The following is a 17,116-nucleotide window of genomic DNA, read 5'->3' as shown; positions in this document are numbered from 1 at the left end:
GTGAGTGAATATTTAATTTTTGCTATGGTAGGTTTCTTTGCGCAATTAATTGATGGTGGTTTAGGGATGGGGTACGGTCTTATTAGTATGACCGTACTTCTTACTTTTGGCGTTGCTCCGCCGTTAGCAAGCGCCAGTGTGCATGCAGCAGAAATTGTCACCACAGCAATCTCTGGTTTTTCCCATATGATGTTTAAAAATGTTGATCATACCCTTTTTCGTCGGTTGGTAATTCCTGGAATGCTTGGTGGTATTGCCGGCGCGCAACTATTAAGTTTTGCTCCTATGCAAATCATCAAACCATTTGTAATGTGTTACTTACTGCTAATGGGAGTTTATGTTTTATATAAATCATTTCGTAAAACAGAGTTATCCGAAAAAATTTACACATACCTGGTTCATACCTTAATGAAACGTGAGAAGCCAGCAAAAAAGATTCCGCGCTTAATTACTCTTGGTTTTATTGGGGGTTTTTTGGATGCAGCCGGTGGTGGCGGATGGGGTTCTATCGTTAATTCAACTTTGCTGGCACAGGGTGAGCCCCCGCGCTACACAATCGGTTCGGTGAATTTAGCCGAATTTTTAGTCGCAAGCAGTATTGTAGCTGCCTTTTTTCTGACCATCGAAATTAAACAATGGGATATGCTTATTGGTCTTATTTTGGGTGGTGCTATTGCAGCTCCAATTTCTGCTTATATGGTACGAATATTACCAGCCCATCTCCTGATGCTTTTTGTTGGTATCTTAATTATTGGACTTAGCTTGCGCTCATTCTGGATTCTTGTGTTTGCTACCTAAAAATTCTTCTTTTAGTATTTTTAATTTCCATTGCTGAATAAAAAATATTTCTATATAGTGATTCACTTGGCTGTTGATTAATTACATTGCAGTAAGCAAGGAAGTGCTTTATGCCGTTTAATCACAAAGAAGGCTTCATCATTGAAGAGGTACCCCCCCAGTCTCACGAAGATGACATCGTCATTGACGATGCTCCGCCTCAGTATCAGGACGTTGAACCAAGTTCATTAGCTTCCATTCATATTCAAGAAAATAGTTATCTTCGCGAAGAAAATGAGCTTCTAAAAAAAGAGCTCGCTTTATCTAAGCGCGTTCATCAACAATTACAATGGGATCATGCCACACTAAAAGAGCATAATCTGTTAGTAGAAACTCAACTTGCGTTAGTCAAAGAAACTAAACAGCAACTTGGTGAAAACTATGCGACTCTCTGTAAAAATTATGTACTTTCTATAGGTGAAAAAAATGGATTAATCCAATTACTCAGAGCGACTACCGAACAAGAAGAGCGAATACTTAACACGATTGAGACAGAATTAGAATCGTGTACACGAACTTTAAGTCAGTCACCAGAGATTGGTGAACTTCGTCTTAAGATGCAGGAGTTTGAAGCAAATCTGCAGGCCCATAAAGATGAAGTTTCTGCAGACATAGAAAAACAAATCGACGAAAAATCGCAACTACTTCGCACAAATATTCTGGAGTTATTTGATCAGTTCATTCACGGTGAAGCGTTTACTCAATTGGTTAGCGACCTTGAAATTAAATTAAGTGCAATTATTTATCAAGAACAAGAAGCATTTCTTGCAGAAGCTAACCACATTCCCATTATCGATGAAGTCACTCTGCAATACCTTGATAATAAAACTAAAAAATTAATCGCACTTAAACAAATCCGAGATAATGACAAGTGTAATTTATTTTATAACACCAGCTATATTGCGCTATGGGCAAAAATAATCGGGATTATTTCTGTTTTTAGTCAATTGGTTGAGAAAAAAGCCGGTACAGGGAAAAAAGTGCTCGACCTCTCTGCCGATGTAATTGGTGGATTGCTTGGTAGTGTTCCATTTGTCGGACCTTTGTTAGATACAGTCACGGCATTTACCTTAAAAGAAATTGGTGATGGTGTGCTTGATTATCTGGCAGATAAGCGCATACAAAATATTTTAGCAATTTTGCAAAATCCAGATCATGCTAAAAAAATGGCTGAATTATTTGCGCGCTCGTTAACCGTACGTTATCAAGATGACATACAATCCTGGGCTACCAAAACGATTAAACATGCAGCAACCATGTACAGCAATCAGGTTTATACCTTGTCTACCAGTGGTAAAATTAATAGTAAACTGGAAGAACTTAAATCAGATTCACTCGATGATAAAATTGAGATTTTTCTTAACTCACTAGCCACACTCAGTGAAAAAGAAATCATTTATGATAGTACTAAGGAGGTAACTACACCGTCCTCAAGCGGTTTAAAATTAAACAAATCTTTCCCTAATGAAAAATCAATTGGCACTCATGTACAACAACAAACACAAACACTGCGAAAACGAGTCAGTGAAACGGAGTTCTATTCGAAACATGCCTCAGTAGTCGTAAAAGGTGTCCAGCGACAAAACTCTGGTTTACAACAAAAATCAGAGAAACATGGTGCACAAATTTCGAGCTTAGAATCTGAGGTTGTTTTCTTAAGAGCTGAAGTGACACGATGTTATGAGCAAATCGATGGTTTACAAGCTCAAATTAATGGTTTGCACGAAATTATGGCCGATTGGCTTACTCCCGCCAATACAGACACATCTAACCCAGCAGCAGCTAGATCGAAGAAAAGCACTTCGCGATTTAAACTTTTTAATAAAAAAGAAAGCGGCCATAATTCTAGACCAGATTTAAATATAACCATGACTTCAAAATAAAATTTTGAAGTCATGGTTATATTTTATAAGTCGTACTAGCAAAAGCTATTATAAAAGATGTTCTAGCCCGTAATATAAAGAGTCCAGATTTTTGACTTTTTGGCAAGCCAGGACAACACCCGGCATGAACGAAATTCTATCGATACTGTCATGAGTAATCGTTAATGTTTCACCTGTGGTACCAAAAATCACTTGTTGACGGGCAACGACACCAGGAAGACGTAAAGAATGAATCGTTACTCCCTGGTGCGAACCGCCTCTAGCTCCCATGATTAATTCATGTCCTTTGATCCCTTGAGGATTTGTGGTACGTGCCTTGGCTATCATTTCAGCGGTTTTTACTGCCGTTCCGGAAGGGGCATCAAATTTTTGTTGATGATGCATTTCTACAATTTCTACTTCGGGTAATAATCGTGCCGCTTCAGCCGCAAAGCGCATCATAAGCACTGCAGATATGGAGAAATTAGGAGCAATGATGCCGCCTAATTTCTCTCTCTGGCAATACGTTTTTAACGTCTCTATTTGATCCGTGTCTAAACCACTGGTACCAATAACAGGGTGTGCACCGCTTTCAATAATGGCAAGACTATTTTCATAAACACAATCAGCACGTGTTAAATCGACCACAATATCGGCCTGCAAATTCATGATAGATTGTCGAAGATTATCCTGACGCGTTAACCCGCCAACCAGTTCAAAATCGGGGTGATTTTTAATCGTCTCACATGCGAGCTTTCCCATTTTGCCTTGAGCACCATTAACAATTACACGAATAGCCATGCTAACTCCACAAACTAAAAATTGCTTATTCTTCTTCTGATTTTTTCTTCTCTTTCTCTTCTTTAGCGGTAGCGGCGTTTTCCTGGAGAACTCTGACTGCCCAAAAGATAGCTGGTATCCAGCCAATAATGGTAGCTTGCATAACCAAAGCAACTACAGCACCCCCTGGATTATCATCGAGCAACAAGACAAGCCAAGGGAAAAAAACAGCAAGAAATGTCCAGAAAATTCGACTAATCATTGCCAGTTACCTACATGAGAATAGTTAAAGTATACAATATTAATTTACAGTATATCTTTCTTTTTTTAATTTAGAAGACAGCATCTATTTAAAGTTTTTTCAAACAAAAAAGTTATACTTGCAAATAGGTATTAAACGCTGTACATTGTATGCGCATTTTCAAGAAGAACCTGTTTTCCTTATATATGGCAATATGCAACTCGTACAACGCTCCTACATATACTTCAAAACAGTGTCGTCTTAACGCACACTTGATATTTTTCAAAAAAAGGTAACAGCATGAGAAGGCAAGAACTTCATCCACGCACAGCAGTGCTCAATAAGGCACAAAAAAATAAATCCAAAAAAGCCCGTAATGAAGCATTATTGTGGCTTGCTGCGACATTCCCTCATGCCTTTGATAATAGCTTAAGGATTCGCCCACTAAAGATAGGTATTATGGATGATATCCTAGCTGTAGCCGATGAAGCAGCTAAACATGGTATTTCTAAGAGCAAATTGCGAGAAGCTGTCGTAATTTTCACGCGCCGCATTGATTATTTGACCTGTCTTAAAGCTCGCGAAATGCGTGTTGATTTGGCTGGAAATCCCGTCAGCGTTGTGACTGAAGATGAAGCCGAAAAAGCAGCTACAAAAATTAAAAAAAGGGTGGAAAAAAGTGTGCGAAATGCTCGAAAGCAACTTCCTGCCAAATCAACGTCCTCTACTTATTCAAGCTCTAAATCACCTGCTCAATCTCAAGAATCGGTGACTCCTTATTTTCCTGAGCGAGCGCCAGCGTTTAGCGCCCAAAATCCAATTACTCCAGCACGCGCTGCTGTTGTAGTGAAGCACAAACCCTCCAGGCAATTTGATCCTGATGCGGTTGCCCGATTAAAAGAGAAATTAGGCTTATCGCGTAAGGCACAGGAAACTACGGATTAATTTTTATTTAAACTTTTATAATTTGCATACAATTTGTCCCACCAGGCTCACCAATTTTGTGGCCTCGCGTCAATAGGATAAATGTATTCTTTTTAAGATAGCCTTGATGCATCAGATGATTAAGTACCCCCTTATTAACCTCTTGATCCGCCAAACTATGATAATCGATATGTATAGGAAAAACGTTATTTACTAGACTTAGCTTTCCTACGGTACCAACATTTGCGGTGACCGCATAAATTGGCACCGTACTGTGCTGTCGAGACATCCAAATTGCTGACGCACCTGATTCTGTTAAGGCTACGATTGCTTTAATTGGAAAATGATTAGCCGCATGCATCGTTGCCATAGCAATTGCTTGATCAGCACGTTGATAATAACAGCTTTCATTTTCTGCATTGTAAAAAAAGCCAGCATGTTTTTCCGAGCTTTTACAAATGCTATCCACCATTTGAATGACTTTGACTGGGAATTTACCTGTGGCTGTTTCTGCAGACAGCATTACCGCATCGGTTCCATCTAAAATAGCATTGGCAACATCTGAAACCTCAGCTCGAGTCGGTTGAGAATGATGAATCATGGACTCCATCATTTGTGTCGCAGTAATAACCACCTTATCCAAACGTCTACTTTGCTCAATAATCTTTTTTTGTATGGCAGGGACTTCAGCAGGACCAATCTCTACTCCTAAATCTCCACGAGCAACCATGACTGCATCTGAGGCATTAATTATCTCTACCAAATGATGTAATGCTTCAGTACGCTCGATTTTAGCGATAATAGGGATAGCTCTTGCATTTAATCCAGCCAATAATTCACGTGCCTCTTTAATGTCCTGAGCATCTCGCACAAAAGAAAGCGTTAAATAGTCCACATCCAGAGCAACTGCTGTCTGCAGGTCTTTTTTATCTTTTTCCGTTAAGGCCCTTGCTGCGAGTCCGCCACCCTTGCGATTCAATCCTTTATTGTTGCGTAACACCCCTCCTTCAAGAACAACACATTGAATTAAAGGAGGAGTAATGGCTGTAACTTTGAGTTCAATCAACCCATCGTCCAACAATAAGTGATCACCGACATTTAATTCATAACACAAATTTTTATAGGCAACAGAAACAGTATGTTCATCACCCAACTCCTGCGTGGAGCAATTTAAAGTGAAGATCTGCTTATCATGAAGGGTAATTTGATTGTCTTTAAATCGACCAATGCGCAGCTTAGGTCCTTGTAAATCTGCCATAATAGCCAAAGGATGATTCAACTCATCCGCTATTGCCCTGGCTTTTTCCACAATTTGAAAAATGCCACTTTCAGCATGAGAAAAGTTAATTCGCAGAACATTTACCCCAGCGGCTAGTATCGCATGCAGTGTCGAAGGGTCACTGCATGCGGGACCTAGAGTTGCAACAATTTTAGTGCGTCGAAGCATTTGCACGCTCTTCCAAAATAGCAACAGCAGGCAATTTTTTACCTTCAAGAAACTCCAGGAAAGCGCCCCCGCCGGTAGATATATAGGAAATTTGCTGAGTTAGATCATATTGATCAATGGCTGCTAAAGTATCGCCGCCCCCAGCAATTGAGAACGCATTGCTATCAGCAATCGCAATGGCTAAAGCACGTGTGCCATAAGCAAATTGAGGAAATTCAAAAACGCCTACTGGACCATTCCAAATAATCGTTTTTGCTCCTTCAATGATATCTACATAACGGCTAACCGTATCAGGACCTATATCCATAATCATGTCATCGCTAGCAACATTACTTAAGGACTTATTGAAAGCAGGACAGCTGTCACTAAACGATTTACCAACGACAACATCTGTTGGCAAGGGAATTTCGCACCCTTTCTCAGCTGCTAATGCCAGGATATCACGCGCTTCTTCAAGTAAATTTTCTTCGTAAAGAGACACCCCGATTTCATAACCTTGAGCCTTTAAAAATGTATTGGCAATGCCGCCACCAGGAATCAAATAATCAACCACGGTTACCAGTTGCTTCAACAAGGTTAATTTACTTGAAACTTTAGCCCCGCCAACAATGGCAACGATTGGTTTCTCAGGCTCTTTTAGAACATGCTCTAAGACCTCCAGTTCGCTGACCAAAAGAGGGCCTGCTACAGCAACAGGCGCATATTTTGCCACACCATGGGTTGATGCTTGCGCACGGTGTGCTGTACCAAAAGCATCCATAACAAAAATATCACAAAGACGAGCAAGCTTTTTTGCCAACGCATCGTCATTTGCCTTCTCCCCCACATTAAAGCGCACATTTTCGCAAATCACCAGTTCGCCCGGATACACTTCTATACCATCGAGGTAATCCGTAACAAAACGCACGGGGTAATCTAAATTAGCAGCCATGTAATCAGCAACAGGCTGTAGCGAAAAACGCTTTTCGATTTTACCTTCCTCTGGCCGACCCAAATGAGACAACACCATAACGGCTGCATTTTCATCTAATGCTGCTTGAAGAGTAGGTAAAGCTGCTCGCAAGCGTTGATCACTGGTAATAATTCCATCTTTAACCGGAACATTTAAATCTTCACGAATTAGTAAGCGCTTACCACTTAAGCTGATTTCGCTCATTCTAAGTAGATTCATTCTCTCATCCCTTATCGATTCATCATGTAATGGGCGGTATCCAGCATACGATTAGAGAATCCCCACTCATTATCGTACCAGGCAACTACTTTCACCAAATTACCAAGAACTTTAGTCTGAGTCGTATCAAATACAGCTGAAGCGGGATAATGATTAAAATCACAAGAAACCAAAGGCTCATCATTAATATGTAAAATATTATTTTTTGCACGACGCATAATGTCGTTTACTTCATCAACAGTCGTTTCACGCTTGGAAATAAACGTTAAATCTACCACGGATACATTTAAGGTAGGTACTCGCATCGCGAATCCATCCAGTTTACCTGCTAATTCAGGGAGCACTAAACCCACAGCAACCGCAGCACCTGTCTTCGTAGGGATAATAGATTGAGTCGCTGAGCGCGCGCGGCGCAAATCACTGTGGCTACCATCTAATAGCATTTGATCTTTAGTATACGCGTGCACAGTGTTAACTAGACCATGTTCAATACCTAAAGCATCATGAAGAGGTTTAACGACGGGTGCCAGGCAATTTGTCGTACATGATGCATTAGAGACGATAATATCCGTTGCTTGTAATGTTTGATGGTTCACACCATAGACTATCGTAGCATCTGCATTTTTTCCTGGAGCAGAAATAAGGACTTTCTTAGCCCCCGCATGAATATGCTTCATCGCAGCATCACGTTGTGTAAAATGTCCAGTGCATTCAAAAACCAGGTCAACTTCTAAATCTTTCCAAGGCAACACATTTGGATCTCGTTCTGCGATAACACGAATAGAATGGCCATCAATTACTAAATTATTACCATCGACCTGGACTTCATTTGCAAAGCGACCGTGAGTGGAATCATAACGCGTTAAATGTGCCGTAGTCTCAATACCTGCTAAATCATTGATAGCAACAATATTGAATTCATTTTGGCGCTTGTATTCATAAATGGCACGCAAAATACAACGGCCAATACGACCATAACCATTTATTGCGACTCGTATTGTCATACTACTCTCCGAAATTACCTTGATTCGTTGCTTGCGAATCTGTTTTTTAAAATAGTGTTTTCAAGCTATCGATTACATGATCAACAGTAATGCCTAGATAATTAAACGCATCTTTTGCTGGTGCTGACACGCCGAAGCGGTTTAGGCCGATAACTTTACCATCTAAACCAACAAATCGATACCAATAATCAGTCGCTGCCGCCTCTATTGCTACGCGTCTTCGAACGGTACTTGGTAAGACCTGCTCCTGATAAGCACTATCCTGAGCAATAAAGCGCTCACAACAAGGCATGGAAACTACACGAATTTTTTTGCCTGAAGTCTGCATTTTTTCTGCTGCAGCCATCGCTAGTTGCACCTCAGAACCTGTAGCTAACAAAATAGCATCTGGAGTACCTTGGCAGTCGTGAAGAATATAGCCCCCGCGTTTAATCAATTGGGCTTGCCCTTCGCAGTGAGGCAGGGCTGGTAAATTTTGTCTCGACAATAATAAGGCCGAAGGACCATGATGGTGTTCAAGTGCTTGTTGCCACGCAATGGCGGTCTCCATTAAATCTGCCGGACGCCATACTGACATATTCGGTGTAATGCGTAACATAGCAGCATGTTCAATGGGTTGATGAGTTGGGCCATCTTCACCCAAGCCAATAGAATCATGAGTTAATACATAAATAACGCGTTGATGCATTAACGCACTTAAGCGAATCGCATTGCGGGCATAATCGGCAAACACCAGGAAAGTACCCCCGTAAGGAATAATACCCCCATGCAGTGCCAAACCATTCATAATAGCCGCCATGGCAAATTCACGGACTCCGTAATACAAATAATTCCCTGAAAAGTCATTCGCGCTAATTGCCCTGCTTCCTGACCAATCGGTATTATTCGAACCTGTTAAATCCGCTGAACCACCCAGCATTTCAGGTAATAACCTGGCAAATTGTTCGATACATTGCTGAGAACTTTTACGTGTTGCTTGCGCTTTATCATTTAAGCGACATTGTTCAATAAAAGCCTCTGAATTTTTATCCCAATTATCGGGTAAATCACCATTAATACGACGTAAGAATTCGTGATAATCCTGTTGATGCTCTTGTTGATAAGCATGACAACAAGCGAGCCAACGAGCTTCATCATGTTGCCCCTGTTCTTCATGATTCCATTTTGCATAAATAGAATTAGGAATAATAAAAGGAGGATACGGCCAATTAAAGGTTTCACGCACTTTGGCTATACCTTCTGCACCTAATGGTGCGCCATGGCTTTTTTCACTGCCCGCAACGTGTGAACCATAACCTATCACTGTTTTGCAAATAATCAGACTGGGTTTTTCGGTTTCTTGCCGTGCCTGTTCAATAGCGCTTTCGATGGCTTGTGGATTATGACCATCAATAGGGCCAATAACCTGCCAATTGTATCCTTTAAAGCGGGTTGCAGTATCGTCGGTAAACCAGGAATCAACCTTGCCATCAATGGAAATGCCATTGTCATCATAAAAGGCAATTAATTTTCCAAGTTTTAACGTGCCGGCTAACGAGCAAGCCTCATGGGAAATACCTTCCATTAAACAGCCATCACCCACAAAGGTATATGTGTAATGATTAACCAGCTCTAAACCTGGGCGATTAAATTGTGTGGCAAGAACTCTCTCAGCAATGGCCATCCCTACCGAATTGGCAAGCCCCTGTCCCAGTGGGCCTGTGGTAGTTTCCACTCCAGGAGTCTCATGCTCAGGGTGTCCTGGTGTTTTTGAATTGAGTTGACGAAAACGCTTTAACTCATCAAGGCTTAAATTATAACCGGTTAAGTGCAGCAAGGAGTACAAAAGCATAGAACCATGCCCGTTTGATAAAACAAAGCGATCACGGTCAAACCACTTCGGATTTTTAGGATTGTGTTTTAAAAACTTTGTCCACAACACGGTGGCAATTTCTGCCATCCCTAAAGGCATCCCCGGGTGTCCGGATTGTGCTTGCTCAACAGCATCGATACTTAAAAAGCGAATGGCATTGGCTAAATCGTTGGTAAGGCTCATGCGTACTCTTTTGCAATTTATCAGGGGCTCTATTGTCTCTCAGAAGACTGTAATCAGCAAGTTAGCGATATTCAGTGTGCTATTAATAAACAAAAACAGAGACTTCTAGTAAAAATATAGGATAAAAACATTTAAATTTTACTTTTTGTCTATTTTTTGAGATCATTGCCTCTTTATTAAATTAACTTCAGGGTTGTATGATCGCAGTTTTGCATAGATTACAGTCTCAGATTAATTTCAACATCGAAAAGAAAATAGGGAGTGAGTTGCCTAAATGGGGCTTTAGCAGTTTTTTATCAAAGCAGCCTCCAAGCTATTTTGAAGCATTTGTTCGTCATCATCCCATCCTTAATCTTGAATATAGTGTTTTTTGTACCAAATTAGCTAATAACATTCTTAATCGTACCAAGCATGAATCGTTAACTCAGTTAACAAACGATGAAGAGCTCATTGAACAAATCACAGCAGCTCTGGTAATCTCCGAATTATTAGCTCATCTTCACCGACACTATCTTGCAGTTCCAAGAGAAGTAACCAGTTTAGAAGCTGAGCAAACAATTTATCGCAATTGGCTTAAAAATCGTCGCTTTCAGTTCGAAGATAAAAAGGAATCTACAATCGTACCGCCCGGTTTCTTCACCCAAACTGTTAGAGATAGAACAGTATGGTTAAACTGGCCAAGACTATTCTCTAATCGTATACGTCGTGTTTTTACTACAGCAATACTTATCCCTGTTGTGAAAGATATGAAATACTTTTATCAATTTGTGATATTTGCCGACAGATTTGCTAATCCAACACTGACTTATTTTTCCTGGTTATTCTACATTCCTCGACTGACAGTCAATGTAGCGCTCCTGTTCAAACATCTCATTCCAGGTGGCTGGATGGATGACAAAGAAAAAAAATTATCGTTTCTAACCCGGCTACAAGGACAATTGCAACGACGCTGGTTTGAACTAGGAAATGATACCATCTGGCTAACAGGAGGCTTATTAAATTGCTTTGTTTTAACGGGGGCCTTATCTCCTATTGGCATGTATCTAACCATTTCTTTTTTCCTCTTTGATGCCGTATGGGCGGGACTGCGTGCCTTTATCGAATTGGGACGATTACGAGAATTAGAACGCTACTATGAGCGAAAAGGTGTCGAGCTAAATATTAACTCCGCGTCTGAGGCCGAACTTAAAGAACTGAAAGAATACCAAGAAACTTTACAACAACGTATTGATTTTGAATGGCAACGGTTAATAATCAGTGTAGCCAGTACCTCAACTTTGTTTTTGGCAATGTGTCTGGCATTACCTTTAATCACCAATCCGGTCATTACTTTTATTAGTGCCTTATTAGTGATTACCATTACTTTAGTCACCTACATTAAATCGCAGGAATTAGAAAAGCGACGCCCTGTTAATCCTATGATGAAATTAGCTGAGCGTGAGTATGCCGATTTATTAACAGACCAAGGGTTGTTTAAACCCAATAACCAAGAATCACCAACCGCTTCTTCGCAAATGGGACATAACTCAACTTCGCAGCCTATCTCTCGCACCGAATATTCCTAATCAATTTAGCGTGTTGAAATGGAGCCTTTCCAGATTCGATGCTATGCTAGAAGCATTTGTAGCCCAGGAGCTTAAGTTAATGAATTTACCTTCTTTTACTACGATTGATACAGGCAGTTTTGTCGAAAGATTAGATCAATTATTGCAAACCAACCTGGATCAAATTGATTCTATTCTTACTAATACTAAAAAATTTACCTGGGATACGCTGATGCGTCCATTAGAAGCAATGGACGATAAACTCGAGCGTTTCTGGTCACCTTTATCCCATTTGCATGCCGTAATGAATTCACCCACCTTGCGCGAATGTTACCAAGCCTGCTTACCAAAATTATCCGCCTATGATGCAGCAATTGGTCATAATCACGCTCTCTATGATGCGATTAAATCAATTGATCAAAAGGAATTAGATAACACTCAGCAAAAAATCATTGAAGATACATTGCGTGATTTTGAATTATCGGGTGTAGCTTTGTCCAAAGAAAAAAAAGAGCGATTTGAAGCCATTCAGACCCGCTTGTCTGCACTATCGAATCAATTTGAAAATAATGTCCTGGATGCAACACAAGCATTTAGCATTCATATTTCGGATGAGAAACGTTTAAGTGGATTACCAGAGCATGCCATCCATACTGCCCATGAGCTGGCAGTCGAGAAGAAAGTAGACGGCTGGGTATTTAATCTGGAATTTCCTTGCTACCTTGCAATTGTCACCTATGCTGATGATCGCAACTTGCGCGAAGAAATGTATCAAGCATATGTCACACGAGCCTCTGATAAAGGACCTTCTGCTGGAAAATTTGATAACACTGAAATCATTAATGAAATGCTAGCCCTGCGTCATGAAAAAGCACAGTTACTTGGATTTAATAACTATGCGGAATTATCACTTGCCACTAAAATGGCGGAGTCTACAAAGCAAGTACGTCATTTTCTTACCGATTTATCCTCACGGGCTTATCATCAAGCCCAAGAGGAATTCAGTAAACTGCAAGAGTTCGCCAAAAAAAATTACGAGATCAATGAACTGGCTCCTTGGGATATTGCCTATGTTTCCGAGAAAAAAAGACAGGCACGTTACGCAATTTCTCAGGAAGAATTACGCCCCTATTTTCCCCAAGATAAAGTTGTGGCCGGTTTATTTGCAATCGTTAAAAAACTCTATGGGATGACTTTTGAAGAAGTAAAAAATGCCGATATATGGCATCCTGATGTTCGCTGCTATCGCATCTCTGATGAAAATCAGCAAGTACGTGGCTATGTTTATGCTGATCTTTTTGCAAGACCTCATAAACGCGGTGGCGCCTGGATGGATTCTTGTCAGAGTCGACGTCAGCTTGATAATGGTGACTTCCAACTCCCTATTGCCACGTTGACCTGTAATTTTGCGAAGCCTTCAGCCAACAAAAAAGCCACCCTGTCTCATGATGAAGTGCTCACTTTATTTCATGAGTTTGGCCATTGCTTACATCATATTTTGACGCGCGTGAATTATTTAAGCGCCTCAGGAATTAACGGGGTGGAATGGGATGCGGTGGAATTGCCCAGCCAATTTTTTGAAAATTGGTGCTGGGAAGAAGAGGCGTTAAAACTCCTTGCTGAACATGTCGACACCAAAGAACCTTTACCTCAAGAGTTATTTAATAAATTATTAGCCGCAAAAAATTTTCAATCAGCCATGGCCATGATGCGACAACTGGAGTTTTCCCTTTTTGATTTTCGTATTCACGAAGAATTCGATGCGTCAAGAAACGATTTTGTGCCACAAATTTTAGCGGAAGTGCGCAAGCAAACAACGGTGGTGCCGTTGGTACCTTATAATCGCTTCCAACATAGCTTTTCTCACATCTTTGGCGGTGGTTATTCAGCAGGTTACTACAGTTACAAATGGGCTGAAGTTCTTTCCAGCGATGCCTTTGCCCGCTTTGAGGAAGATGGCATTTTTAATGAAAAAACAGGCCGTCATTTCTTGCATAATATTCTGGAAGTAGGTGGTTCTAAAAAGGCTGCCGATGCGTATTATGCATTTCGAGGTCGTGCTGCGACAGTTGATGCATTACTACGACATAATGGTATTCACTAATTTCATGGGGCATAGAAATATGCCCTGACTTTTCAGAGTCCCCAATGTCCTATTTTCTGAAATTCGCAGTGTTATGCTTTACCCTGTCTGCTTCCCTAGTGTCAGCATCATCGGCTAATCTTCCTGACTCAGAGAAATCAGGATTTGTTGCCATTATTGGCAACACAAAATTTTCGTTAACAACCATTCAACAATCGCAATTGCCAGCGCCTTTTGACTTTCTATTAACCCAACCTTTGATGACTGTAGGACTGGAACAACACTACCAACGTAGCGGCCAGATTAAAGTGATTTATAAACAAGAAATCGCGAGAAAAGGTACCTATTCCCGCGCCATCCTCATGTTGATGGATAACGATAAAAATCGCAATGATGTTAAAAAGGCTGAAGCCAGGCATGAAGTGATCGCTGTTGAACTGGCATTAATCAAAATGAATTTTAAGGCACTACCCAAAGAAGTCATTAATGGGGTATTACACAGTAGCATTCCTTTTGGTAAGTTACTGGTAATGAATGGCATAAAGACCACTTCTAGTCATCGATCCTATTTTAAAATGACTTGCAATACACAATTAGCAGCGTTTATAAATTGCAAATTAAATAGCATCCTTTACGGGCGTAAAAATACCCTGAATCGCGCCGACAACAACCAATGGCTAGCTCATGTCCTGGAAATTTTGCCAGCAATCCAATGCACTGAGAAAACTTGTTATCCGGTATAAATTTAGCCCTTGAAAAAATTTAATTCATAACCATATTGATCAATGTCACTTGTGTTATAATAAAGTTGTAAGTAAAAGGGGGCGACCTGGCTTCGACGTGGGTTGCGAAACCTGAAGTGCATGCCGAGAATGAGACGTCTCGTAAATCAGACTCACTAAATATAAATGCAAACGATGAAAACTTTGCAGGTGAAGCTATCGCTGCGTAAGCTTTGATAGTGTAACCGCACCGTGCGCTGCTATATAACCAGCGCCCCGTTGACCGAGCTCGCTTATCGGTATCGAATCAACGGTCATAGAAGATAAGCTCGCATCTTAACCCGTCCCGAGTTAAGCTGTTAAATTAAGGGAATCGCCGTGTTCAATCCTGCCCGTCGGAGGGACCACGGTTAACTTAAAAGACAAGGCTACGCATGTAGAGCTGATGGCAGAGGATTTGCGGACGCGGGTTCGATTCCCGCCGCCTCCACCAATTAAGCCTTTGATTACCAATCATTAGATATCTAGCTCTGGGTTTAGCTGAAGAAAAGAGCTCTGGGTGATTTTCGTCGCAATAAACTTCAAAATCCATCAGATTACCTCCTAAATTAAAGAGATTTTATCTGCTAGTTTGTGCATTTCAAAATGATATTAATTGCTATTAGCTAGAAGGGGGCAGGCAAAAAAATGGTTAAGCATATGAAATGCGTCAAAAAGAATCTGGTTTATATTTTTTTAAGTCTCGATAAAGTTTGTCACTGTTGAAAAAATATGTGCTATCGTGGTTTTGTCTTTGTTTTTTATATAAGCTAAACACCTCATGTAAAAAAATAAAATTGTGGCCACAAGTGCCCCATATATCCTTGATATCTAGGTCTCCTCTTGAATAAAAAAGCTAATTGTTTCTAGAAAATCAATTAAGTAAAGCACGTAAATAAATTTCTTACCTTCTCTCCCTGCTTTTTGACTTAAGTTTAATATGTCTTTTGCTGTATGATGTAAAGCGCCTGGGTAATCTTTTGAAATGGGGCTAGTTGTATCTCTATAGTTATGAACAAAAAAATCGTGGATTATTTGTCTAGCAATAATGATTTCCTGCAACCCCATCGCTTATATAAAAATAATAGAAATTCATTGCCTGTTAATTTATTCGCACGTTGGAACTCAATAAATGCAATAAATGCCAGAACCCCTGTAGCCAAGAAAATAAAATAATTAATTTCTTCTGCGCTAGTCGATTCGAATAACTTTTTCCAGCAAAGAAGGACAAAAACAAGCAGCCCGATAACTAAAAATATTGAGATGGGGTGTTTTTTAAGAAATTTCATATGGCTTCCTTCCAAAATTTCTTTATTAAATTTATAGCTCAATTTAAACGTTTCAGCAGCCAAATTCCTTGATGTATGGGGTATGTTCTACGTATATAAAATAAATTATTTATGAGTTATCTTTTATGTTTTTAATTTTTGGTGGTGAATGTGAAATCAGTATGTGTTTATCTGGGGGCGAAATTTGGTAACTCGACACTCTTTAAAGATGTTGTTGTTCAATTAGCGCATCAAATAGCTCATTCTAATATTCGTTTGGTTTATGGAGGCTCTGGTTTAGGCTTAATGGGGCTACTGGCAACTAATGTAATAGATTTAGGAGGAAAGGTAACAGGAATAATCCCTGAAAATCTTATTGCCTTAGAAAAACCATTAACATCGCTAGATGAGCTTATCATTACCAAAACGATGCAAGAACGAAAAATGCTGATGCAGGAAAAAGCAGATGCATTTATTGTGATGCCCGGGGGGCTAGGTACTTTAGAAGAGGCTTTCGATACTTGGAATGCTATTAAAATAGGGGCTTTTAAGAAGCCTTTTGGATTTTTAAATATTGATGGATATTTTGATGGTTTGTTTTCTTTTATAGCTAATGCTGAAAAGCATGGTTATATTTCTAAAGCACAGGCGCAAATACCCAAAATTAATACCTGTCCATCATTATTACTGTCTGAACTATCAACATGTTGTTCATTTGACTCAGAAAGTTGTTAAAATAGGAAGTTAGAGTATGTCAGGCCTAAATTTAGAAAAGCATTTCTCTTTAACCAGCAGTAAGCTTATTCAGCAAATTTGTAATCCCGTATTAAATCCAATTGGTATTACTTATTTTAATTATATCAAAATCTATCTCAATGATTGCTCAAGAGAGCTTCTAACAAATAATGCTGACTGGATTGACCATTTTTATAAAAATGCCTTATACGATACGGTTGAAGCGATTGATATTGAGCACCTTTTGCCAAAGGGTATTTTTCATGGTCTGAAATGGACAAGGCCTCCCCTGTTTCTGTAGTGCAGGGAACAAACAAAAAATTTTAATTGATGTTTTAACAAAATATAGTGAAATGGATATTAATAGACTTGCCTCGGTGTTGGAAGTATCTACAGAAATGCTAAATGATATTTGCGAGGCAGA

15 protein-coding genes and 1 other RNA gene are annotated in these 17,116 nt (G+C 39.9%); 9 read left to right on the top strand and 7 right to left on the bottom strand.

Annotated elements, in window-relative coordinates; all coding sequences use genetic code 11:
- Positions 1-798 carry a sulfite exporter TauE/SafE family protein gene (locus LHA_RS01240; RefSeq protein WP_052673549.1) on the top strand — a complete coding sequence of 266 codons (798 nt, stop codon included), beginning with the start codon at positions 1-3 and terminating at the stop codon, positions 796-798.
- Between the two features lie 110 nt (positions 799-908).
- Complete coding sequence (locus LHA_RS01235; RefSeq protein WP_045104929.1) at positions 909-2,720, top strand: hypothetical protein; 1,812 nt, start codon at positions 909-911, stop codon at positions 2,718-2,720.
- Positions 2,721-2,768: 48 nt separating this feature from the next.
- Here LHA_RS01235 and dapB read toward each other — a convergent pair whose 3' ends face one another.
- Both dapB and LHA_RS01225 read right to left on the bottom strand, forming a co-directional pair.
- Complete coding sequence (dapB, locus tag LHA_RS01230) at positions 2,769-3,500, bottom strand: 4-hydroxy-tetrahydrodipicolinate reductase (RefSeq protein ID WP_045104928.1); 732 nt, start codon at positions 3,498-3,500, stop codon at positions 2,769-2,771.
- A gap of 25 nt (positions 3,501-3,525) precedes the next feature.
- Positions 3,526-3,741: a hypothetical protein gene (locus LHA_RS01225; RefSeq protein ID WP_045104927.1), complete on the bottom strand. Its 216-nt coding sequence runs from the start codon at positions 3,739-3,741 to the stop codon at positions 3,526-3,528.
- 279 nt (positions 3,742-4,020) lie between these two features.
- On the opposite strand from LHA_RS01225, the gene LHA_RS01220 reads away from it, so the two are divergent.
- Entirely contained in the window at positions 4,021-4,665 is a 645-nt protein-coding gene (locus LHA_RS01220) for a ProQ/FinO family protein (protein WP_045104926.1), read from the top strand.
- Positions 4,666-4,672: 7 nt separating this feature from the next.
- Here LHA_RS01220 and pyk read toward each other — a convergent pair whose 3' ends face one another.
- The 4 genes from pyk to tkt are packed head-to-tail and all read right to left on the bottom strand — an operon-like array spanning position 4,673 to position 10,301.
- Positions 4,673-6,091, bottom strand: coding sequence for a pyruvate kinase (gene pyk / locus LHA_RS01215; protein WP_045104925.1), 1,419 nt, complete (start codon positions 6,089-6,091; stop codon positions 4,673-4,675).
- Positions 6,075-7,262: a phosphoglycerate kinase gene (locus tag LHA_RS01210; RefSeq protein WP_045104924.1), complete on the bottom strand. Its 1,188-nt coding sequence runs from the start codon at positions 7,260-7,262 to the stop codon at positions 6,075-6,077. Before LHA_RS01210 ends, pyk begins: the two co-directional genes overlap by 17 nt.
- 11 nt (positions 7,263-7,273) lie before the next feature.
- Positions 7,274-8,266 carry a type I glyceraldehyde-3-phosphate dehydrogenase gene (gene gap, locus LHA_RS01205; RefSeq protein WP_045104923.1) on the bottom strand — a complete coding sequence of 331 codons (993 nt, stop codon included), beginning with the start codon at positions 8,264-8,266 and terminating at the stop codon, positions 7,274-7,276.
- Positions 8,267-8,312: 46 nt separating this feature from the next.
- Positions 8,313-10,301: a transketolase gene (gene tkt, locus LHA_RS01200; RefSeq protein WP_045104922.1), complete on the bottom strand. Its 1,989-nt coding sequence runs from the start codon at positions 10,299-10,301 to the stop codon at positions 8,313-8,315.
- A gap of 197 nt (positions 10,302-10,498) precedes the next feature.
- Between tkt and LHA_RS01195 the strand changes: the two genes are divergently transcribed.
- The 4 genes from LHA_RS01195 to ssrA all read left to right on the top strand — a co-directional run bounded on the left by LHA_RS01195 (position 10,499) and on the right by ssrA (position 15,143).
- Complete coding sequence (locus LHA_RS01195) at positions 10,499-11,866, top strand: hypothetical protein (RefSeq protein ID WP_052673548.1); 1,368 nt, start codon at positions 10,499-10,501, stop codon at positions 11,864-11,866.
- A gap of 79 nt (positions 11,867-11,945) precedes the next feature.
- Complete coding sequence (locus LHA_RS01190) at positions 11,946-13,949, top strand: M3 family metallopeptidase (RefSeq protein WP_045107323.1); 2,004 nt, start codon at positions 11,946-11,948, stop codon at positions 13,947-13,949.
- Positions 13,950-13,993: 44 nt separating this feature from the next.
- Entirely contained in the window at positions 13,994-14,671 is a 678-nt protein-coding gene (locus LHA_RS01185; RefSeq protein ID WP_045104921.1) for a hypothetical protein, read from the top strand.
- A 77-nt stretch (positions 14,672-14,748) separates the two neighbouring features.
- Positions 14,749-15,143, top strand: a transfer-messenger RNA (tmRNA) gene (gene ssrA / locus LHA_RS16310).
- Between the two features lie 577 nt (positions 15,144-15,720).
- Here the strand turns inward: ssrA and LHA_RS01175 are convergent.
- A complete protein-coding gene (locus LHA_RS01175; RefSeq protein WP_147292377.1) occupies positions 15,721-15,978 on the bottom strand; it encodes a hypothetical protein in 258 nt (85 codons plus the stop codon).
- Positions 15,979-16,128: 150 nt separating this feature from the next.
- Between LHA_RS01175 and LHA_RS01170 the strand changes: the two genes are divergently transcribed.
- Positions 16,129-16,692, top strand: a complete 564-nt coding sequence (locus tag LHA_RS01170) for an LOG family protein (RefSeq protein WP_045104918.1) — start codon at positions 16,129-16,131, stop codon at positions 16,690-16,692.
- A gap of 16 nt (positions 16,693-16,708) precedes the next feature.
- On the top strand, positions 16,709-16,993 hold the full coding sequence (locus LHA_RS01165) for a hypothetical protein (RefSeq protein ID WP_045104917.1): 285 nt from the start codon (positions 16,709-16,711) through the stop codon (positions 16,991-16,993).
- The last annotated feature ends 123 nt before the right edge of the window (positions 16,994-17,116 follow it).

The organism is Legionella hackeliae (assembly GCF_000953655.1).
In the GTDB taxonomy this organism is placed as follows: Bacteria; Pseudomonadota; Gammaproteobacteria; order Legionellales; family Legionellaceae; genus Tatlockia; species Tatlockia hackeliae.
Note: the sequence above shows the minus strand (reverse complement) of the source record. Positions and strands in the feature narration are given on the sequence as shown.